The sequence below is a fragment of the Amycolatopsis jejuensis genome (assembly GCF_000717335.1).
In the GTDB taxonomy this organism is placed as follows: Bacteria; Actinomycetota; Actinomycetes; order Mycobacteriales; family Pseudonocardiaceae; genus Amycolatopsis; species Amycolatopsis jejuensis.
The window spans coordinates 368795-390116 of record NZ_JNYZ01000006.1 but is presented as its reverse complement, the minus strand read 5'-3'; the positions used below and the strand labels follow the sequence as shown (position 1 = coordinate 390116).

Genomic DNA, 21322 nt, shown 5'->3' with positions numbered 1-21322 from the left:
ACGCCTGAGACGCCTGAGACGCCTGAGACGCCTGAGACGCCTGAGACGCCTGAGACGCCTGAGACGCCTGAGACGCCTGAGACGCCTGAGACGAGGATACCGGGCCGGGTTCGAGGTGCTGGGCGCTCACCGGCAATGCCGTGGCTGAGCGCACGATCGCACTTTTACTGCGGTAGCCCAGATTTCCCAGGAGCTATACCGCTTTTACTTCGGTAGCCGAGATTTCCCAGGACGAACGAGTCTCCGTGGAGCACCAGCTCGCCGACGGGGCCAAGTTTGCCCAAGCAACAGAGGTGGCCAAGGGGGATCCGAGCGGCCGAGCCGGTCCGGCGGTCATGTGGCGGTGCAGCGGCCGAGAACCAGGCCAAGGTCAGCGAGCGAGGCCCGCGAGAATGGTCACCAGGCCTGTCATCGACGAAAGTCTCCACGCCGAGGTCACCGGGCAAAAGTCCGCTAGGAAGGTCACCGGGCCAAGCCCGTCGAGTGGCCGCCCTCGATCTGCTTCAGGCAGATCTGCTGCAAGCGGATCTGCTGTAAGCAGATCCACCGTGGGCAGATCTGCTGCAAGCAGATCTACCCCAGCAACAAAAGCCGACCGGAATCCCACCGAACCCCACCAGGCCGGGAACAGGCCACGTGCCGGGCAGGCCACCGAACCTCACCAGGCAGGGAACAGGCCACGTGCCGGGCAGGCCACCGAACCCCACCAGGCAGGGAACAGGCCACGTGCCGGGCAGGCCGGTGAACCAGACCGGCCTGCCCGGCACGCCCCACCCCCTGTCCCCCAAGCCCAAACCCAAACCCCCGCCCAAACCCCGAGTCCAGCCCCAAACCCAAGCCCGGCTTCACCCACCTTCAAGAGGCGAGAAATCGATTACCAACCCGAACGTAAAACTGCCGATCCCGGGTGTCAAGCCGGACCCCGGCCTGGACAACACACCCGCTCCAGTGCAGACTGGGCCGAAATCGCCTACGCATCGTGTTGACTGATGTGCGATACGTGTCGATCTTTGGTGAATTCCCCCACAAATCGGTGAGAAAACGCACGAACCCGCACACACGCGCTAGTCTGGGCGCATGTCGATCGCGCTGGAGAACGTCCTCGCCAGAGCCGGCCTCAAGGCCGATGCTCACGAGTTCCTCAGTCTCGTGGAGGACGCGGCCCGCCGGTTGTCGCCGCCCAATCCGGATCCTTCGCATTACTTCTCGGCCGACCAGCGGGCCGCGCTCGCCGACGTGGGGCTCGACCTGAGTCCGCGCGACGAGGCCGAGCCGGACTTTCGCGCGCGGACCGTCGCGGCGCACGCCGTGCTTGCGGATTCCGCGTTGTCGGTCGGGCAGGCCGCCGAAATGCTCAACGTCGACGACAGCCGGATCCGGCATCGGCTGAAGGAAGGACGCCTCACCGGATGGAAGGACCAGGGCTGGCGGCTGCCCGCGTGGCAGTTCAACGGCTCCGGTGTGCTGCCCGGTCTCGAGGTCGTGCTGCGTGCGGTGCCCGAGGATCAGCCCGCGCTCGTCGTCGCCGCTTTCATGAACACCCCGCAGTCCGACCTGGTGATCAGCGACCGGCCCGCCACGCCGCGGCAGTGGCTGCTCGCCGGGGGTGACCCCGAGCAGGTCGCGCGGCTCGTCGCCACCCTCGGCGAGCCGTTCTGACCCGCTGACCCTCCCCGCCGACCGCAGGTCCGCCACCCTGCCCGTCCGGCGTGCCCCCTCCCCGACACAGGACGGACGACCTTCCCCGCATGGCCCGGCTCCCCTTGCCCCCGGCGCGGTCCGCACTGGTCAAAGGGCTGGACCGCACCCACGACGTGGTGCCGGTGCCGCCCGAGACCCGGCTGGTCCGCATCTTCACCGCACACGGCAACCACCCGCAGCAGTGGAACACGTTCCGCTACACCGGCCCGCTCCCGCACGGCCGCTTCGACCAGCAGCCGCCCGGCCGGGGCGGGCGTCCGGTCACCGATCCGGCGAACGGCGTGCTGTACTTCGGCCTCACCGTGCGCACGAGTGTCGCCGAGGTGTTCCAGACGACGTCCACAGTGGACCGCAGCACCCGCGGGCCGCGGCTCGTCGTGGTCCGTCCCACGCGCGTGCTGCGGCTGCTCGACCTCACCGGGCTGTGGCCCACCCGCGTCGGTGCCTCACAGGAGATCTCCAGCGGTCCCAAGAAAATCACCCAGGCCTGGGCGCGCGCGATCCGCGGCGCGATGCCCGACCTCGATGGGCTCTGGTACCGCTCGTCGATGGACGCCGGCGAGCCCGCCGTGTGCCTCTGGGACCCACCCGCGGGCGCGGCGCTGCCGATCGCCCCGGACGTCCTGCTTCCGCTGGACCATCCGGGGCTCGACGTGCCGCTCGGCCGCGTGTGCGAGGAGCTGAACTACACCCTGCTCAGCTGAGGTACCGCGACCACCACTCCAGCACCGCCTCGAACCGCTGCACCCGGTGCCGCGGCCGCCCCGAGCGCGTCAGCTCGTGCCCCTCGCCCGGGAACAGCAGGAACTCCGTGTCCACCCCGGCGTGCCGCAGCGCCACGAACATCCGCTGCGCCTGCTCCAGCGGGCACCGCCAGTCCTCCTCGGAATGCGCCACAGCGAACGGGATCTGCACCTGAGCGGCATACGTCAGCGGGCTGCGCAGACGTTGCTCGGCCGGGTCGGCGCCGACGTAAGCCTCCGCGAAGTAGTACCCGATGTCCGAGCTGCCCGCGAAGGAGTCCCACGCGTTCACCGCGCGCTCGCTCCACGCCGCGCGGAACCGGCCGGGATGCTTCGCGGCGACCCAGCTCGTCATGAATCCGCCGTACGACCCGCCCATGATGCCCGTGCGCGACGAGTCGAGGTCGGGCCGTTCCAGCGCTTTGTCCAGCAGCGCAAGGACATCGTCGACATCGACCGTACCCAGTGCGCCGACGACCGCGCGGCCGTGCGCCTGCCCGTACCCGGCCGACCCGCGCGGATTGCCGAGCACCACCGCGAACCCGGCCGACGCGTACACCTGCGCCTCGTCGAACACCGACCACGCCTGCTGGGTGAACGGCCCGCCGTGCACCACGCGCAGCACGGGATGCGGCCCGGCGCCCTCGGGGAGCACGAGCCAGCCGTGCACCGGGTAGCCGTCCGGTGCCGTCGTGGTGAGTTCGACGACCTCACAAAGACCCTTGTCCCGCAACGGTTTCGAGTAGTCCGTGAGCACTCGCGGACCATCGGGCCCGAGGACCACCAGCTCTCCCGCGGTCTCCGGACCCGCCACCACCGCGACCACCGTGTCGCCGTCCGCCGCAAACCCGAGAACCGCGACCTGCCCGCCGTGCAGGACCCGCAGGTCGTCGAGCGCCAAGTCCTTCGCGTCGGCCGGAACCGCGCGCAGCTCCACCGCACCCCGGTTCCGCACCGCGACCAGCACCTCGTCCCCCAGCGGCACCGCCGGACCAGCGCCGCTTTCGAGGTCGACCGTCTCGACGTCCGTCAGCCGCCGCGGCTCTCCGCCCGGCACCGCCGCATAAAGCCCGACGTTGCACGCGACCACCACACCGTCCACATGGGACGAGCCGAGGAAGTACAACGTGCCGTCCGCGCCGTACACCGGATACTCGACATACCCCGGACCGGTGACCAGCACCTCCGGCGTGCCACCCGCAGCCGGGAACGCGACAAGGTCGTCCTCCAGCGTCTCGACCCGATCGAAGTCCCGCGGCACGACGACGACCACGCGCGACCCGTCCGGCGTCCACACCGGCTGGCCGACGCTGTAGTCACCGGGCGAAACCGCTTGCGGCTCACCGGGTTCCAGCGCGTCCAGCACATACAGCCGACGGGGCCGGTCGCGCAGGAAGCCGACGTTGTCGATCCGGTAGTCCAAGCGCGTGATCCGCCGCGGCGCCTCGGCGGCAGGCTCCGGCGTGCGGTCCTCGGAGTCCGACGTGCCATAGCGGCCCGGCTCGGGATCCCGTGCGGTAAAAGCGATCCGGCGCGAATCCGGCGCCCACACCGGCGCGTCCGCCCCGAGCGGCAGCGACGTGACCTGCCGTGCCTCGCCGCCGTCCGACGGCATCACGTGCACCTGCGGGCTGCCGTCGGCACCCTTGCCCGCACCGGCCCGCAGGAACGCGACCCAGCGGCCGTCCGGCGAGATCGCGGGAGCGGAATCCCGCGGGCCGTGCGTCCAGGCCGTGTCGCCACCGGACAGCGGTACCCGGCGGAGGGTGCCACTGTTCCGGTCGGATTCCAGATCGGGACTGCTCACCGCGGTGAGCAGCAGGTCACCACGCAGTGCCGGGCGGCCGGGGACGGCGATGGCTTCGATGTCGGCAGGACGCATGCCGACGACGGTACTCGATCCTTAGCAAGACGAACGACCCTATTTCGCCTCGACCGCCTGCCGCTCGTCGCGCTTCGCCTTCATCAGGCTCGCCACCGTGGTGACGGTGAGCACGACGACGATGACGCCGAGGGACATCCAGTTGTTGATGTCGAGCCAGTCCGGCGCGAGGTGGTACTCGTGCAGTGCGTGGACCACGAGCTTCGCGCCGATGAAGGCGAGGATCACCGCGAGGCCGTAGCTCAGGTACACGAGCTTCGTGACGAGCCCGCCGAGCAGGAAGTACAGCTGCCGCAAGCCCATCAGCGCGAACGCGTTGGCGGTGAAGACCAGGAACGCCTCCTGCGTGATGCCGAAGATCGCCGGGATCGAGTCCACCGCGAAGAGCAGGTCGGCCGAGCCGATGGCGATGATCACCAGCAGCATCGGCGTGATCATCCGCTTGCCGCCTTGCTTCACCACGTACTTGTGGCCGTGGTACTCGTCGGTGACCGGGAACAGCTTGCGCACCCAGCGGGTGAGCGCGTTCTCGTGGTACTCCTCTTCCTCGCCCTTGCTCCGCAGCATGCTGATCGCGGTCCAGATCAGCACCGCGCCGAAGAGGAAGAACACCCACACGAACTGCGCGATCAGCGCCGCGCCGACCGCGATGAACACGCTGCGCATCGCCAGCGCGAGCAGGATGCCGACCAGCAGCACGCGGTGCTGGTGGATGGCAGGCACCTTGAACGACGCCATGATGATCATGAAGATGAACAGGTTGTCGACACTCAGGGAGTACTCGGTGATGTACCCGGTGAAGAACTCGACGCCAGGGTCGTGCCCGGCGAAGAACCACACGCCGGCCCCGAACAGGACGGCGCACGCGATGTAGAAGATCACCCACCGGGCGGCCTCACCGGTGGTCACCTCGTGCGGCTTGCGGTCGACGATCACCAGGTCGAGTGCGATCAGGGCGAGCAGGCCGCCGACTGTCGCGATCCACAGCCACAGGGGCACAGTCATTTGCAGGAACCTCCGGATAGTGCGCAGCAGCAACTAACCGGAGGTCTCTTCCGCCGGCGAAGAACCGGCCGGCGGTGCCGGGGACCCGCAGGTCACCGTGCTGACGACACCGCCGCGAAGGAATACTCCCCTCACAGCGTGTCCAGTCTGCCGGTTACGGGCTGCAAACGCCAGCGGAGGTTGCCCGCGTCACCGGACCGGCCGTGTTACCTCGGTCACGCTGCGCACCGGATGGGTGAAGAAGATGTCTGATCCGTGTGAAATCGGCTCACCGTTCTCAGCAAAGTAGCCATAACGTCGGTTCGTGCCCCGAATCCCGCTTCCCCGCACCCGCGGCTCCCGGCTGATCGCGCTCGCCGCGGTCGTCGCCGTCGCGGCTGCCGCAGTCGCCGTCTGGGCGACCCGCGACACCGGACCCGCACCGGTCCGGACCCAGGACGCCGTCGTCACGATGCCCGGCGACGTCCGCATCGACACCACCACTTACTACCCCGAGCGCACGCCCGCGCCCGCGGTGCTGCTCGCGCACGGCTTCGGCGGCGACAAGTCCGGTGTGGACCCGCAGGCCCGCGAGCTCGCCGGGCGCGGATTCGTGGTGCTCACCTGGTCTGCCCGCGGATTCGGGCGCAGCACCGGCAAGATCGGCCTGAACGATCCGGACGGCGAGGTCGCCGACGCGAGCCGGCTGATCGACCGGCTGGTGGCGAGCCACGACGTCGCGAACGGTCCCGGCGGCGCGCCGGAAATCGCGGTGACCGGGGCTTCGTACGGCGGTGCGCTGTCGCTGCTGCTCGCCGGAACGGACCATCGGGTACGCGCGCTCGCGCCGGTGATCACGTACAACGACCTCGCACAGGGCCTCGTGCCGAACACCGCGTCGGCCACGACCGCGGAGGCGAAAACCCCGGCCGCGGGCGCATTCGCCGCGGACGGCGTCTTCAAGAAGAGCTGGGCGGGCATCTTCTTCTCCGCGGGTTCGGGTGCACCGGCGGCCAGCGGCTCCTCGGCCGAGGCACCCGAAGCCGGGCAGCCGACCAGCGACACCGGCGGCACCGCGGGCAACGGCGGAGCCGCGCCGCAAGCCGTTGCCCCGCAAGCCCGGGCACAGCTGCCGTCGGCCGATCCGTGCGGCCGGTTCACCGCCGAAGTGTGCCGGGCGTACACGGAACTCGCGACCACCGGCAAGGCGAGCCCCGAGACTGTCGCGCTGTTGCACCGCATCTCCCCCGCTTCGGTCACCGGCAAGATCACCGCGCCGACGCTGCTCGTGCAGGGCGAGAGCGACACGCTGTTCGGGCTCGACCAGTCCGACGCCACCGCACGGCAGATCACCGCGGCGGGCGGGCCGGTCCGCACGATCTGGTACACCGGCGGCCACGACGGCGGCGTCCCCGGGCCGCAACTGCGCGCGAAAATCGGCGACTTCCTGTGGTCTTCGCTCACCGGGCAAGGCGATCCCGGCCACAGCTTCAGTTACGACGTCCAGGGCACGTTGCGGGCCAACGGCACCCCGTCCGTGCGCACCGTGGAGACGACCGCGTACCCCGGGCTCGCCGGCGCCGGAACCGAGCGCAAGCAGGTGCCGCTCACCGGTCCGGCCCAGCCCGCGGTGCGGCCCGCCGGGGCGAATCCCGCGGCGGTGAGCGGGATTCCGGGGCTCAATGCGCTCGCGGCCGGTTCGTCGCGGCTGGCTCCGCTGTTCAGCATGGACCCGCCCGGGCAGGCCGCGCAGTTCGGCACCGCGCCGTTCGACAGCCAGGTGTTGCTGGCCGGTTCGAGCACGGTACGGCTGCAGGTCGCGGCCGATCCGTCGCAGCCGGTGTCCGAGGCGGTGCTGTTCGCGAAGCTGTACGACGTCGGCCAGGACGGCACCCGCGTGCTGCCCGCGAATGCGGTCGCGCCGTTCCGGGTCACCGGGCTGCCCGCCGACGGCACCCCGGTGGACGTCACGGTGACGCTGCCGGGCGTCGTCCGGCCGATCGACTCCGGGCATTCGCTGCGGCTGGTCGTCGGTACCACCGATCAGGCGTATTCCGTTCCGGCACAGCCCGCCGTGTTCCGCGTCGGCCTCGCGCCCGGCACCTCGCTCGCGATCCCGGTGGTACCCGGCAATTCGGTCGGCGCGCCGCTGCCCATCGGCAAGATCATCGGCATCGGCGCGACGATCCTGGTGGGTATCGCCGTGGCCGTCGTCGCCGCGATCCGGCGGCGCCGGGCGCACGATGTCGACCCGGACCTGGCCGGGACCCCGCTGGTGATCAAGGACCTGCGCAAGCAGTACGCAGGCGGGTTCACCGCGGTCCGGGACCTGTCGTTCCGCGTCGAACCGGGTCAAGTGCTCGGCCTGCTCGGCCCGAACGGCGCGGGCAAGACGACCACCCTGCGCATGCTGATGGGCCTGATCACGCCGACCGCGGGCGAGATCCGCGTGTTCGGCCACCGGATCGCGCCGGGTGCGCCGGTGCTGTCGCGGATCGGGTCGTTCGTGGAGGGGTCCGGCTTCCTGCCGCATCTGTCCGGCAAGGCGAACCTGGAGCTGTACTGGGCCGCGACCGGACGGCCCGCGGAGAAGGCGCACTTCACCGAGGCGCTGGAGATCGCCGGGCTCGGCGACGCGGTGCACCGGCGGGTGAAGACGTACAGCCAGGGCATGCGGCAGCGGCTCGCGATCGCGCAGGCGATGCTCGGCCTGCCGGAGCTCATGGTGCTCGACGAACCGACCAACGGGCTCGACCCGCCCCAGATCCACCAGATGCGCGAGGTCCTGCAGCGCTACGCCGGCACCGGGCGCACCGTCGTCGTGTCGAGCCACTTGCTGGCCGAGGTCGAGCAGACGTGTTCGCACGTGGTCGTGATGCACCGCGGGACGCTCGTGGCCTCGGGCGAGGTCGGCGAGCTGGCCGCGGCGAGCGGCGAGGCCACCTTCCGGGTCGGCGACCCGCAGGCGGCCGCCGCGGCGCTCAAGGCGGCCGGCGGGGTCTCGGACATCGAGACCGACGGCGACCTCGTGCACGCGAACCTCGACGGGTTGCCGCGCGCCGAGGCGGTGGCGGTGCTCGTGCGGGCGGGCGTCGCCGTGGAACAGGCCGGGCCGCGGCGCCGGCTCGAAGACGCATTCCTGCAGCTGGTGGGAGACGATTCATGAGCGGCACCAACGATTCCGGCGGGGTGCACACCGACCCGGCCGCGTTGCAGGAACTGAGCGAGCTGGCCACCGCCGAGCCCGCCGAGGTGGGCCCGGACGGTGCGGTGGCCGGTTACCGCGCCGACCGCACGCTGCGGCTGGGCGTGGAGCTGAGGCGGCAGCTGCGGCGCCGCCGGACCCAGCTCGTGCTGGGGTTCGTGGCGCTGCTGCCGTTCATCCTGGTGGTGGCGTTCGAGATCGGGCAGGCCAACCCGAACCGCCGTTCGGGTGGCTTCGTGGACCTTGCGACGGCGAGCGCGCCGAACTTCGTCGTGCTCGCGTTCTTCGTGTCCGGCACGTTCCTGCTGCCGATGATCGTCGCGTTGTTCTTCGGCGACACCATCGCGAGCGAATCGTCGTGGTCGAGCCTGAAGTACCTGCTGGCGATCCCGGTGCCGCGGCACCGGCTGCTGCGGCAGAAGGCCATGGTGTCCGGGCTGCTGTCGATCGCGGCGCTCGTGCTGCTGCCGGTGGTGTCGCTGCTGGTCGGCGTGATCTGGTACGGCGCGGGCGACGCGATCAGTCCCACCGGCGACGCGGTGAGCTTCGGCGACAGCCTGCTCGCGCTGCTGATGTCCACTGTGTACATCGTGGTGCAGCTGGCCTGGGTGGCCGGGCTGGCGCTGCTGCTCAGCGTGTCGACCGATGCCCCGCTGGGCGCCGTCGGCGGCACCGTACTGGTGGCGATCCTGTCGCAGATCCTCGACCAGATCACCGCGCTGGAGGGCCTGCGCAACTACCTGCCCACGCACTACTCGTTCGCCTGGCTCGACCTGATCTCCACGGACATCGACTGGACGAACCTGGCGAGCGGCGTGCTGTCGTCGGTGCTGTACACCACGGTGTTCCTGCTGCTGGCCGGGCGCCGGTTCGCGCGGAAGGACATCACCAGCTGAAGCCGCGGTCGGGTACGGTCGGCGCGTGACGATCCACCTCGAACTCGACGCCGGCATCGCGCTGGTGACCCTCGACCACGGCCGCGGCAACACCCTCGACACCGCCACCTGCCGGGAGCTGGTGCTCAAGCTCGAAGAGGCCGACGCGGCGGGCGCACGCGCCGTCGTGCTCACCGGATCCGGCAACATGTTCTCCGCCGGAGTCGACCTGCTGAGCATCGACGAGGGCGGCGCGCGCTACCTCGGAGACTTCCTGCCCGCCCTGTCCGACGCGTTCCTGGCCGTCTTCGGCTACCCGCGCCCGGTGGTGGCCGCGGTCAACGGCCACGCGATCGCGGGCGGCATGGTGCTCGCCGCGGCCTGCGACCACCGCATCGCCGCCGAAGGTCCGGGCCGCATCGGCGTGACCGAACTGCTCGTCGGCGTGCCGTTCCCGTTGTCCGCGCTGGAAATCCTGCGTTGCACGTACGGCACCACGCCGCTGCCCGCGCTCATCTACAGCGGCGCCACGCTCACCATGGCCGACGCGCAGCCCCGCGGGATCGTCGACGAGGTCGTGCCCGCCGACGAGCTGGCCACCCGTGCCCGCGAGCTCGCCACCCGGCTCGGTGAACTTCCGGCCGACGCGTTCGCGCACACCAAGGCCCAGCTGCGTCAGCCCTACCACGAGCGGATCGCGGAGAACCGCATGTCCGACGACGTGCAGGTCGAGCGCATGTGGCGTTCCGAAGCAGCGCTGGCGGCGGTGAAGGCGTACGTGGAGAAGGTGCTGAAGCGCTGACCTTTTGCGCCATGATCTCTGCCCGAACATCTGTTGCCCGCACCCCCGGGTTCTGTGACTCTCCTCCCGAGGGTCCGGGAACCGGGGGTGCGTTGATGCGCAGGTTGTTCGCGGTGTGCACAGCGGTGCTGCTCACGCTGACCGGCTTGGCGGTACCGGCTTCTGCGCAGGCCGACATCAAGGAAGCGCTCCAACGCATCCCCGGGCTCACGGTGGTCTCGGAGGACCCCGCGCCGGACGGGTACCGGTTCTTCCAGCTCACCTTCACCCAGCCGGCCGACCACCGGCGCCCCGGGGCCGGGTCGTTCCAGCAGCGGTTCACCCTGCTGCACCGCACTTTCACCGCGCCGACCGTCGCCTACACCAGCGGGTACGACGTCGCCACCCGGCCCGGCCGGTCCGAGCCGACGCGGATCGTCGACGGCAACCAGCTGTCGATGGAGTACCGCTACTTCACGCCTTCGCGTCCTTCGCCCGCCGATTGGGCGAAGCAACTGACGATCTGGCAGGCGGCCGCCGACGAGCACCGTGCCGTGCAGGCGTTCAAGGCGATCTACCCGGGTAAGTGGCTCGCGACTGGCGAGAGCAAGGGCGGCATGACGGCGACGTACTACCGCCGGTTCTTCCCGGACGACGTCGACGCGACGATCCCGTACGTCGCGCCCAACGACGTACTCGACCAGGTCGACGCGTACAACCACTTCCTGGACAACGTGGGCGACGATCCGGCCTGCCGCGCGGCGCTGCGGGACCTGCAGCGAGACGCGTTGAAGCGGCGCGGTGAGCTCGGGGACCTCGCCGCCGCGCAGGCGAAGGAACAAGGTCTCACGTTCACGACGGTCGGCTCGGCGGACAAGTCCTTCGAGGTCGCAGTGATCGACGCGTACTTCGCCTTCTGGCAGTACCAGTCCCCGAACCGCTGCGAGTCGGTGCCGAAGCCGGGTGCGCCCGCCGCCGAGGTGTTCGAGTGGTTCGAACAGGTGGAGAGCTTCAACGAGTACGCCGACCAGCGGGTCGGCCGGTACACGCCGTACTACTACCAGGCCGCGGTCCAGCTCGGCTCGCCCGAGGCGTACGACGGGCATCTGCGGGACCTGCTCCGCTACCCCGGCGCCGACCGGCCCGAGTCGTTCGTGCCGCGGTCGATCCGCCTGCCGCGGTTCGACTTCCTGGCCATGCCGGACATCGACCGCTGGGTGAAATCCCGCGGGACGCGGCTGCTCTTCGTGTACGGCGCGAACGACCCGTGGAGCGCCGAGCCGTTCGAACTGGGCGCGGGCAGCCGGGATTCGTACCGGTACTTCCAGCCCGGCGGCAACCACATGGCGGACATCGGCGGCTTGCCGGAAGCCGATTCCGCCGCCGCCACCACGACGATCCGCCGCTGGGCCGGGCTGCCGCCTGCTCCGTCGGCTGCCCGGGCGCGGATGGCCCCGGCCGGGTTCCCGGACTTCGACTCCACCCGGACCCGGAACGGCCGACTCTAACCCCTGTCCTTGACGGTCGTCAGATCCACGATATACATTCGCGCGCCAGCTTCCGCACGGCGCAGGGAGAACTTTCCGTGGACGAGGCCGTCACCACCACGTCCGGTCCGGTCGCCGGGCGGCGCCGCGACGGGGTCCGGGAGTTCCTCGGCATCCCGTACGCCGCGGACCCGGTCGGGCCGCTGCGGTTCGCTCTGCCGCGCCCGCCGGAGCCGTGGGACACGCCGCTCCCCGCCGGGAGTCCCGGCCCGGCCGCTCCGCAGGCGCCGTCGCGGCTGGAATCGGTGATGGGCCGGCCGGGCGGGACGGTCGCCGAACGCGGCTGCCTCACCGTCAACGTGTGGGCGCCGGAAGACGGCACGGACCTGCCGGTGCTGTTCTGGATCCACGGCGGCGCGACGGTGAGCGGGTCCGGCGGCTGGGAGTGGTACCGCGGGGCGCGGCTGGCGGCGGAGAACGGGATCGTCGTCGTGACGATGAACTACCGGCTCGGCGCGCTGGGATTCCTGTACCCGGCGGAGCTCACCGACCGGCTCGGACCCGGCAACCTCGGCCTGCACGACGTCGCGCTCGCGCTGGAGTGGACCGCGGCGAACGTGGCCGCATTCGGCGGGGCTCCGGACGCGATCACCGTCGGCGGGCAGTCCGCCGGGGCGCAGCTCGCCGGTCTGCTGGCGGCGACCGAGCGCACCCGGCCGCTGGTCCGCCGGGTGCTCTTGCAGAGCTCGGCTCCCGAAACACAGATGCCGACCGCCGATGAGGCAACCGAGGCCGCTCGCCAGTACTTCGCTGCGCTGGGCGCCGACCCGGCCGACGCGGACGCGGTACGGGCGCTCGAGGCGACCGAGTTCGTCGACGCGTATCGCCGGATGCCTCCGTCCGGTGGATTGCTGATGCCGCTGGGTATCACGCGCACCTCCGAGGTGCCGTGGCCTGATTTGCGGACGGCGTTTGCCGAGGCGGTGTCTCCGGAGGTCGACCTGCTGATCGGCGTGACCAGCGACGAGGCGCACGCTTTTCGGTACCCGCGCCGGGCCGATGCAGCGCCCTGGACGCGGGCCGCCGATGACCTCACCGAGACACTGTTCCGTGCGCCGGCGCAGCGCCTGGCCGAGGACCGCGCGGCGATCGGGCATCCGGCGTACGGGTACGAATTCGCTTGGCGTGCTGGGGAAATCGGGGCCGCGCACGGGATCGACCTGCCGTTCCTGTTCGGCACCTTCGACGCGTGGGCCGACGCCCCGATGCTCGGCGACGCCGACCGGGCCGGGCTCCGTCCGCTCGCCGCGGCGTTCGGTGGCGCGGTGGCCGAGTTCGTGCGCAGCGGCCGTCCCTCGCATCCTGCCCTGCCACTGTGGCCGGCCGGAGGTTCCGTGCTGCGGGTGGACACGACGTCGGCCGTCCAGGACGGGTGGGCATGGAAACCGTCTATCTGAACGGGAAAGTCGTCACGGTCGACGGCCGGTTCACCATCGCCCAGGCCTTCGCGGTGCGCGACGGGGTGTTCACGGCGGTCGGGAGCAGCGCCGAGCTTTCCGGGCGGCCGGGTCCGGTCGTGGATCTCGGCGGGCAGACGGTGCTCCCGGGTTTCATCGACGCGCACGCCCATTCGGTGCTGCGCGGGATCCTCGACGCGGCGGAACCGTCGCTGGCCGGTGCGACGTCGGTGGCCGAGGTGGCCGCCCGGATCGGCGCGGCCGCGGCGAAGGCCGAGCCGGGCGCGTGGATCGTCCCGTCGCCGTTGGGTGAGCCACCGGATTTCTTCGGCCTGCCCGGGAAATGGGCCGAGGGACGTTGGCCCACGCGATCCGACCTGGACGCCGTCGCGCCCGAAAACCCGGTACACATCCCGACTTCGGTGTACTGGCCGCATCCCGCGGTGCTGAACAGCCGCGCCTTGGAGCTGCTCGAGCTCACGGACGAACCCGGGTTGCGGATCGTCCGCGACGCTTCCGGTGAACCGACCGGCCTCGTGCACGGGCTCACGCCGTATCGCGCGGAAAGCCCCGCGGTCCGCCGGATGATGGCGCTGCAGCCGCAGTTGCCGGTGCCTGCTCGGCGTGCCGCGATCGCCCGCGCGCTCGACGAAAACCTCGCGCTGGGTGTCACCAGCATTTACGAGGGACACGCCAACGCCTTCACCGCCGACCTGCAGGCCCTGCACGCCACGGGTCGGCTGGCGTGCCGGGTAGTCGCCACGCACGAGATGCCGGTCGCCCATCCGGACCCGGACGCGTGGCTCTCGTCGCTGCCCACCACCTCCGGCGACGACCTGCTGGAAATGGCGGGCGTGACGGTGTCCGTCGACGGCCCGACCCACTTCGGCCGGGCCCTGATGCACGAGCCGTACCTGGACCCGCTGGACGAACCGGGAAATGGCGTGGCGGCACTGTCCACAACGGACTTGACGGCGATTGCGCGGCTCTGCGTACAGCACGGAATCCGGCTCAACGTATTGGCCAGCGGCGACCGGGCAGCCGAGATCGCCGTGACGGCGCTGATGGCGGTGCACCGGGAGACGCCGTTGACCGGGCGGAACTGGGTGGCGCAGCACTTCCACCATGCGACGCGCGAGCAGATCGCATGCCTCGCGGAGATGGGTATGGTGGCGCAAACCTGCGCCGGAGTCGACTACGGCCGCGGCGAAGCGGCGTACGTGAACCGGCTGCCGGGAAAGCTGTGGGAGCAGGTCGCACCGATGCGCTGGTGGCTGGACGCGGGTGTGCCGGTCGCCACCGCAAGCGACGCAACCCACCACGATCCGCTCTTCCAGCTCTGGGCAGCCCTGACCCGCGTCGACGGCCGGACGGGCCGCAGCCGGCAAACCCCGGCGAAGACGATCACTTGTAAGGAGGCCGTGCGCGCGTTGACCATGGGTGGTGCCGCCGTATTGGGCCGGAGTGCGCGAGTGGGCTCGATCGAGCCGGGCAAGCTGGCGGATTTCGTGCTGCTGGACCGGGATGTCCTCACCTGCCCGGTGAAAGACCTGCCCACGGCGCGGGTTGCGGAGACTTTTCTGGGAGGGGAGCTGGTTTTTCGCCGGTGACCCTGCGGGCGGTGCGGAGGTCGGCTTGGCCATTGCGGTCCGGCGGTCATTTCAGGCATGGCGCCCGGTCACCTCGCACCAAGCCCAGCCGAGCACGGCTCCCCCTCCCCTGGGCTCGGCCGCCCGGGGGCCGGGACGGCCGCTTCGCCCCCGCACCGCCACTCCCCAAGCACAGCCGGTTGCAGCCCGACCGCAACCGCAGGCCAGCACTACGCCTCGCCCCGCATCACCACTCCCCAAGCTCAGCCGGTTGCAGCCCGACCTCAGCCACAGGCCAGCACTACCTCGCCCCGCACCGACTCCCCAAGCACAGCCAATTGCAGCCCGACCGCAACCAAAGGCCAGCACTACGCCTCGCCCCGCACCGCCACTCCCCAAGCACAGCCAATTGCAGCCCGACCGCAACCAAAGGCCAGCACTACGCCTCGCCCCGCACCGCCACTCCCCAAGCACAGCCAGTTGCAGCCCGACCTCAGCCGCGGAGCGGGCCGCCGCCTCGTCTTGTTCCGCCGCTCGTCAGCGGCCAGACCGGCCCAGCGTCGGCGGTGTCAGTTCTCCCCCAGTTTCACCAGCTCCAGGTCGGTGTGCGGGAAGTCGTCGCCGATGCACAGGAGGGGCTCGCCGACGATCGTTGCGGCTGCGTAAGTGAGGCAGTCGCCGAAGGTCAGTGCTGCTCGGTGCCTGCTCTTGCCGTAGCGCAGGAATGCGGATTGGGCGGTCCGCCAATGGGCTTCGCCGAAGGTGAGGACGTCGAATTGGCGCCGTTGCAGGAAGGAGGCCAGCAGGGCCGGGCCCCGCTCGCCTTCCTTGTTCACTAGCACGATCGAGGTCTCCACCAACGTCGGCGCACTGATCCGGCACGACTCCGCGCTGCCGATTGCGCGCGCGATCGGCAGCGCCAGCGGTCCTCCCATCAGTGTTGCGATGATGGCGGAGCTGTCGATGATCACCCGCCACCCGGCCCGTAGCCGAGGATGTCTTCACGCTCCGTCTTGCTGATCGGGCGGCCGCGGTTCTCCGGGGAGACCTGCGGCCAGATCTCGTCCTGCACGAAGCGCACGAAGTCGTCCGCGTTCCGCTCGGCGCGCTGTTGCGCGACAAGCTTGTCCCGCATGCTGCGCAGAGCCGTCCGGACCGCACCGGTTTTCGTGGTTCCGGTGAGTTCGGCTATTTCCGCGGCCAGGCGTTCGGACTCCGGGTCCTTGATGTTCATCGCCATGGTGTAATTCCACCCTAGATGGTGTAACTACTTGATCCCGGCTGCGTCCATTCCGCGGAGTTCCTTCTTCAGGTCCGCGACCTCGTCGCGGAGGCGGGCGGCCAGTTCGAACTGCAGGTCGCGGGCGGCTTGCATCATCTGGTCGGTCATCTGCTGGATCAGGTCGGCCAGTTCGGCGCGCGGCATGGCCGACACGTTCTTGTCGGTGAGCATGCCCGAGCTGCGGACGCGGTCGCCCTGTTCCGGTTTCTTGCCGCGCGAAACGTTGCGGCCCGAGCCTCCGACGGCGACCGACTCCTGGGAGTCTTCCGCTTCCGAGTACACGCGGTCGAGGATGTCGGCGATCTTCTTGCGCAGCGGCTGCGGGTCGAGGCCGCGTTCCTCGTTGTACGCCACCTGCTTGGCGCGGCGGCGGTCCGTTTCCTCGATCGCGAACCGCATCGAGTCGGTGATCTTGTCCGCGTACATGTGGACCTCGCCGGACACGTTGCGCGCCGCGCGGCCGATCGTCTGGATCAGCGACGTGCCGCTGCGCAGGAAGCCTTCCTTGTCCGCGTCGAGGATCGCCACCAGGGACACCTCGGGCAGGTCGAGACCCTCCCGCAGCAGGTTGATGCCCACCAGCACGTCGAAATCGCCCGCCCGCAGCTGCCGCAGCAGCTCGACCCGGCGCAGCGTGTCGACCTCCGAGTGCAGGTACCGGACCCGGATGCCCAGCTCCAGCAGGTAGTCGGTGAGGTCCTCGGACATCTTCTTGGTGAGCGTGGTGACCAGGACGCGCTCGTCCTTCTCCGCCCGCTCGCGGATCTCGTGCACCAGGTCGTCGATCTGCCCTTCGGTGGGCTTCACGACCACCTTCGGGTCGACCAGCCCGGTCGGCCGGATGACCTGCTCGACGAACTCGCCGCCGGTCTGCCCCATCTCGTACGGACCCGGCGTGGCCGACAGGTACACCGTCTGCCCAATCCGGTCGGAGAACTCCTCCCAGGTGAGCGGCCGGTTGTCGACCGCGCTCGGCAGCCGGAACCCGTAGTCGACCAGGTTGCGCTTGCGGCTCATGTCGCCCTCGTACATGCCGCCGATCTGCGGCACCGTCTGGTGCGACTCGTCGATGACCAGCAGGAAGTCGTCGGGGAAGTAGTCGATCAGCGTGGCCGGCGCGGTTCCCGGGCCGCGGCCGTCGATGTGCCGCGAGTAGTTCTCGATGCCGGAGCAGAACCCGACCTGGCGCATCATCTCGACGTCGTAGGCCGTGCGCATCCGCAGCCGCTGCGCTTCCAGCAGCTTGCCCTGCTTCTCCAGGTCGGCCAGCCGCTCCTCGAGCTCGGCCTCGATCCCGCGGATCGCCTTCTCCATCCGCTCCGGACCCGCGACGTAGTGCGTGGCCGGGAAGATCCGCACCTCGTCGACCTCGCGCACGATGTCCCCAGTAAGCGGATGCAGGTAGTACAGCTTGTCGACCTCGTCGCCGAAGAGCTCGACCCGGATGGCCAGCTCCTCGTACGCCGGGATGATCTCCACCGTGTCGCCGCGCACCCGGAACGTGCCGCGCGCGAACGCGATGTCGTTGCGCGTGTACTGCACGTCGACCAATGCCCGCAGCAGCACGTCGCGCTCCACCGTGCCGCCGACGGTGAGCTTGGTGGACCGGTCGAGGTACGACTGCGGCGTGCCGAGTCCGTAGATGCACGACACCGACGCGACCACGATGACGTCCCGGCGCGACAGCAGGTTCATCGTGGCGGAGTGGCGCAGCCGCTCGACGTCGTCGTTGATCGACGAGTCCTTCTCGATGTACGTGTCCGTCTGCGCGATGTACGCCTCGGGCTGGTAGTAGTCGTAGTAGCTGACGAAGTATTCGACCGCGTTGTGCGGGAACAGCTCGCGCAGCTCGTTGGCCAGCTGGGCGGCCAGCGTCTTGTTGGGCGCCATCACCAGCGTGGGCCGCTGGACGCGCTCGATCAGCCACGCGGTGGTGGCCGACTTGCCGGTGCCGGTGGCACCGAGCAGCACGACGTCCTTCTCGCCCGCCGTGATCCGGCGTTCGAGGTCGTCGATGGCCGCCGGCTGGTCACCGGCGGGCTGGTACTCGCTGACCACTTCGAACCGGCCGCCGGTGCGGGGTACATCGGAGACCGGCCGGAAGTCGGACTGGGCGAGGACGGGGTGTTCGGTTGCGAAAGCCACGGGAACCAGGGTAGGCGCCACCACCGACAATTTCCGCGACACCCCGCTGACCTGCATGAACCCACCCGGCGGAAGCGGGACGGCCCGCCACCACGGCAGGATGGGCGGATGAGCGACCTGCACCCCCCGAAGGTGGAGTACTTCGACCCGGCCGCCCGCGTCAACGTCGACAACAAAGGCATCCGCCGCGAGGTGGAGGAGTTCCGCGAGGAGCCGTTCGGCCTGTACCTGGCGCGTCCGGCACCCGGGCGGGCACAGTTCCACTACCTCGAGTCGTGGCTGCTCCCCGGCCTCGGCCTGCGGATCACCGACTTCTGGTTCAGCCCCGGCCACGAACGCGACCAGGACTTCTACCTCGACGTCGTCCGCGTACGCCGCGAAGGCGAAAAGTGGGTCGCCACCGATCTCTACCTCGACCTGGTCCTGAAGGACAAGGTCTCGGTCCGCGTGATCGACACCGACGAACTGCTGGCGGCCGTCGCCGAAGGCCTGCTCCCGCAAGCCGAGGCCGAGTACGCGCTCGAGGTCGCCTACACCACCGTCGAAGGGCTCGCCGCGCACGGTTACGACCTCGCCGCCTGGTTGTCCACAAAGGACGTGACCGCGACCTGGCGCCGGCATCCCTGACCCGGACCGGGGGATTTCCCCGCCCCGGATCCGGCGGCTGGCCGCATTACCCCCGGCGCCGGTCCCGGCCACGATCGGCAGCATGGAGAAAATCGGCAACCGGGTGACCCTCGACCTCGTGTGCTCGCTCTACCGGCAGCACGCCGAAGCGTTGCGGGCGGCGAAGGACGCGCAGCGCGCGCATCGCCGGAGCCATCCCGCGATGAAGACCCAGCTCGACGACCTCGAAGCCGAGATCACCTACCTGCTCCTGCGGCAGCAGCGCCCGGCGAAGGTCGTCGAGATCGGGTCGCTGCACGGCTGGTCCACGAGCTGGCTCCTGCGTGCGCTCGCCGACAACGGCACCGGCCACCTGGTCACCGCGGACCTCGTCGGGCACGCCGCGGCGACCGTGCCGTCCTCGCTGGCGAAGGGCCGCTGGGAGTTCCGCCAGGGCGACGCCCGCACGCTCACCGGCGATTGGCTGTCCGATGTGGACTATCTCTTCGTCGACGCCGACCACGGCGCCCGGTTCGCGCGCTGGTACCTCGCCGACGTCTTCCCGGGGCTGGACGCGGCGGTGAGCGTGCACGACGTGTTCCACCGCACCACCCCGCTGCCGTTCACCGAGGGCAAGGAAGTGTTGCGGTGGCTGGACACAACGCACACCCCGTACTTCACGGCCGCGCGCGCCCGCGCCCCGCACGCGTCCGCTCGGCTCGGGGAGCTCCGCCGCGAACTCGGCCTGTCCGAAGCCGTGCACACCGGACGCGCCAACCCGATGATCTACTTCCGCATCAACCGATCGGTGGATGCGGAAGCTCCGGCCGGTGGAGCGGATCCCGACCCGTTCCGTTGATCTTTCCGCGCGGCCGAACCGCGATTCTCGAACGCAGCAAGCACTGCGATTCCGAGAGGGGACAGCGGGGATGCCGGTCATCGAGGTACGCCACCTCCGCAAGCACTACCGCGGGAAACAGGCGGTCGACGACGTCTCGTTCACCGTCGAGCAGGGCGAGATCTTCGGGATCCTCGGCCCCAACGGCGCAGGCAAGACCACCACGGTCGAATGCATCGAGGGCCTGCGGGTGCCCGACGGCGGCACGGTTTCGGTGCTCGGGCTCGACCCGCAGCGCGACGTCCGTGAGCTGCGTCAGCGCCTCGGCGTGCAGCTGCAGGAAAGCCGCCTGCCCGAACGGCTGCGGGTCGGCGAGGTGCTCGGCCTGTTCGCCGCGATGTACCGCACCCCCGCCGATCCGGAGCGGCTCCTGGACCTGCTCGGGCTCACCGAGCAGCGGGACACCGCGTACCGCAGGCTGTCCGGCGGGCAGCAGCAGCGGGTGTCGATTGCGCTCGCGCTGATCGGCAGTCCCGAGGTGGTCGTGCTGGACGAGCTCACCACCGGCCTCGACCCGCAGGCCCGGCGTGACACGTGGGATCTCGTCGAAGCCGTGCGTGCGGAAGGCGTGACGGTCGTGCTGGTCACGCACTTCATGGAAGAGGCGGAACGGCTGTGCGACCGGATCGCCGTGATCGGCTCCGGGCGCGTCGTCGCGATCGACACGCCGGCCGGGGCTGGTCGGGCGGGCCGGCGGCGAGCACCGCATCCGGTTCCGGCCGTCGGCGCCGGTCGACCCGGCCTCGCTCAAGGACCTGCCCGACGTGCTCGAGGTCGAACGGCACGGCACGCACCTGGTGGTGACCGGGGGCCGCGGGGCGCTGCAGGCGGTGACGTCGTTCCTGGCCCGCGCTGACGTGGTGGCGGGCGACCTGCGGGTCGAACAGACCAGTCTCGACGACGCGTTCGTCGCGCTCACCGGCCGGAAACCGGACTGACGGGGGAACCATGCTGACCAAACTGACTGCCGCCGAGGCGAAAATGTTCCTGCGCGACCCCGGCGCACCGGCTGTGGTGGCCGGAATCCCGTTGGCGCTGCTGCTGATCTTCGGGCTGATGCCGGGTTCGCGCGAGCCGAGTGCGCAGTACGGCGGCCAGTCGTCGCTGGCCACGCTGATCGCGCCGATGGCCGTGGCGATCCTGCTGGGCGTCCTCGCGCTGAACCTGTACCCCGGCGCGATGGCGGCGCACCGCGAAAAGGGCGTGCTGAAGCGGCTCGCGGCGAGCCCGGTGCCGCCGTCCCGGCTGCTGGCCGCACAGCTGGTGGTGAATCTCGGCGCCGCTGTGGTCGCGATCCTGCTCGTCGTGGGGGTGGGCAGGATCGCGCTCGGGATGGCGCTGCCGCGGAATCCGGGCGGGTTCCTGGCGGTGACCGTGCTGGGTGCGGTGGCGTTGTTCTCCGTCGGCACTCTGCTCGCGGCAGTCGCACCGAGCACGCGCGCGGCGAACGGTCTCGGCGCGGCCGTGTTCCTGCCGATGCTGGCGCTGGGCGGGGTGTGGGTGCCCAAGGAGCTGCTACCCCCGTTGCTCCAGCACATCACCGAGGTGCTGCCGCTCGGCGCGACGCTGAGCAGCCTGCGCGACACCGCCGCCGGACACGCGCCGCACCTGCTGCCGCTGGTCTCGCTGGCCGTCGTCACGGTCGCGTGCTCGGTACTCGCCGCCCGATTCTTCCGCTGGGAGTGAC

At 70.3% G+C, this 21322-nt stretch carries 16 protein-coding genes and 1 pseudogene; 12 read left to right on the top strand and 5 right to left on the bottom strand.

What is annotated here, in order from left to right; all coding sequences use genetic code 11:
* The first annotated feature begins 1077 nt into the window (after nucleotides 1-1077).
* Entirely contained in the window at nucleotides 1078-1659 is a 582-nt protein-coding gene (locus tag OO71_RS10010; RefSeq protein ID WP_033289376.1) for a hypothetical protein, read from the top strand.
* 89 nt (nucleotides 1660-1748) lie between these two features.
* Complete coding sequence (locus OO71_RS10005) at nucleotides 1749-2405, top strand: RES family NAD+ phosphorylase (protein WP_033289375.1); 657 nt, start codon at nucleotides 1749-1751, stop codon at nucleotides 2403-2405.
* Here the strand turns inward: OO71_RS10005 and OO71_RS10000 are convergent.
* Nucleotides 2398-4326 (bottom strand): S9 family peptidase, encoded by a 1929-nt coding sequence (locus OO71_RS10000; protein ID WP_033289374.1) that lies wholly within the window; start codon nucleotides 4324-4326, stop codon nucleotides 2398-2400. The genes OO71_RS10005 and OO71_RS10000 overlap by 8 nt on opposite strands.
* A gap of 39 nt (nucleotides 4327-4365) precedes the next feature.
* Nucleotides 4366-5331: a TerC family protein gene (locus OO71_RS09995; RefSeq protein ID WP_033289373.1), complete on the bottom strand. Its 966-nt coding sequence runs from the start codon at nucleotides 5329-5331 to the stop codon at nucleotides 4366-4368.
* A 304-nt stretch (nucleotides 5332-5635) separates the two neighbouring features.
* On the opposite strand from OO71_RS09995, the gene OO71_RS09990 reads away from it, so the two are divergent.
* The 6 genes from OO71_RS09990 (at nucleotide 5636) to OO71_RS09965 (ending at nucleotide 14725) form a co-directional block, all read left to right on the top strand.
* Nucleotides 5636-8476 (top strand): alpha/beta fold hydrolase, encoded by a 2841-nt coding sequence (locus tag OO71_RS09990; RefSeq protein ID WP_033289372.1) that lies wholly within the window; start codon nucleotides 5636-5638, stop codon nucleotides 8474-8476.
* Nucleotides 8473-9411, top strand: coding sequence for an ABC transporter permease (locus tag OO71_RS09985; protein WP_033289371.1), 939 nt, complete (start codon nucleotides 8473-8475; stop codon nucleotides 9409-9411). Before OO71_RS09990 ends, OO71_RS09985 begins: the two co-directional genes overlap by 4 nt.
* A gap of 25 nt (nucleotides 9412-9436) precedes the next feature.
* Nucleotides 9437-10192, top strand: a complete 756-nt coding sequence (locus tag OO71_RS09980) for an enoyl-CoA hydratase/isomerase family protein (RefSeq protein WP_033289370.1) — start codon at nucleotides 9437-9439, stop codon at nucleotides 10190-10192.
* Between the two features lie 95 nt (nucleotides 10193-10287).
* Nucleotides 10288-11679, top strand: a complete 1392-nt coding sequence (locus OO71_RS09975) for a S28 family serine protease (RefSeq protein WP_033289369.1) — start codon at nucleotides 10288-10290, stop codon at nucleotides 11677-11679.
* A gap of 77 nt (nucleotides 11680-11756) precedes the next feature.
* On the top strand, nucleotides 11757-13115 hold the full coding sequence (locus OO71_RS09970) for a carboxylesterase/lipase family protein (RefSeq protein WP_051791395.1): 1359 nt from the start codon (nucleotides 11757-11759) through the stop codon (nucleotides 13113-13115).
* Nucleotides 13097-14725 (top strand): amidohydrolase, encoded by a 1629-nt coding sequence (locus OO71_RS09965; RefSeq protein ID WP_033289368.1) that lies wholly within the window; start codon nucleotides 13097-13099, stop codon nucleotides 14723-14725. Before OO71_RS09970 ends, OO71_RS09965 begins: the two co-directional genes overlap by 19 nt.
* A gap of 548 nt (nucleotides 14726-15273) precedes the next feature.
* On the opposite strand, the gene OO71_RS09960 is transcribed toward OO71_RS09965, so the two are convergent.
* The 3 genes from OO71_RS09960 to uvrB are packed head-to-tail and all read right to left on the bottom strand — an operon-like array spanning nucleotide 15274 to nucleotide 18131.
* Complete coding sequence (locus OO71_RS09960) at nucleotides 15274-15639, bottom strand: type II toxin-antitoxin system VapC family toxin (RefSeq protein ID WP_245633616.1); 366 nt, start codon at nucleotides 15637-15639, stop codon at nucleotides 15274-15276.
* A gap of 32 nt (nucleotides 15640-15671) precedes the next feature.
* Nucleotides 15672-15938 (bottom strand): type II toxin-antitoxin system VapB family antitoxin, encoded by a 267-nt coding sequence (locus OO71_RS09955; RefSeq protein WP_245633615.1) that lies wholly within the window; start codon nucleotides 15936-15938, stop codon nucleotides 15672-15674.
* A gap of 33 nt (nucleotides 15939-15971) precedes the next feature.
* Nucleotides 15972-18131, bottom strand: a complete 2160-nt coding sequence (gene uvrB / locus OO71_RS09950) for an excinuclease ABC subunit UvrB (RefSeq protein ID WP_033289440.1) — start codon at nucleotides 18129-18131, stop codon at nucleotides 15972-15974.
* A 108-nt stretch (nucleotides 18132-18239) separates the two neighbouring features.
* Here uvrB and OO71_RS09945 point away from each other — a divergent pair, with 108 nt between their 5' ends.
* From OO71_RS09945 to OO71_RS09930, 4 genes and pseudogenes are all read left to right on the top strand, one after another.
* Nucleotides 18240-18758, top strand: coding sequence for a ribonuclease FAU-1 family protein (locus OO71_RS09945; protein ID WP_033289365.1), 519 nt, complete (start codon nucleotides 18240-18242; stop codon nucleotides 18756-18758).
* 82 nt (nucleotides 18759-18840) lie between these two features.
* On the top strand, nucleotides 18841-19596 hold the full coding sequence (locus OO71_RS09940) for a class I SAM-dependent methyltransferase (protein ID WP_033289364.1): 756 nt from the start codon (nucleotides 18841-18843) through the stop codon (nucleotides 19594-19596).
* A gap of 70 nt (nucleotides 19597-19666) precedes the next feature.
* A pseudogene (locus OO71_RS46260) lies at nucleotides 19667-20573 on the top strand (ABC transporter ATP-binding protein).
* A gap of 10 nt (nucleotides 20574-20583) precedes the next feature.
* Nucleotides 20584-21321, top strand: a complete 738-nt coding sequence (locus OO71_RS09930; RefSeq protein ID WP_033289363.1) for an ABC transporter permease — start codon at nucleotides 20584-20586, stop codon at nucleotides 21319-21321.
* Nucleotide 21322 lies beyond the last annotated feature (1 nt).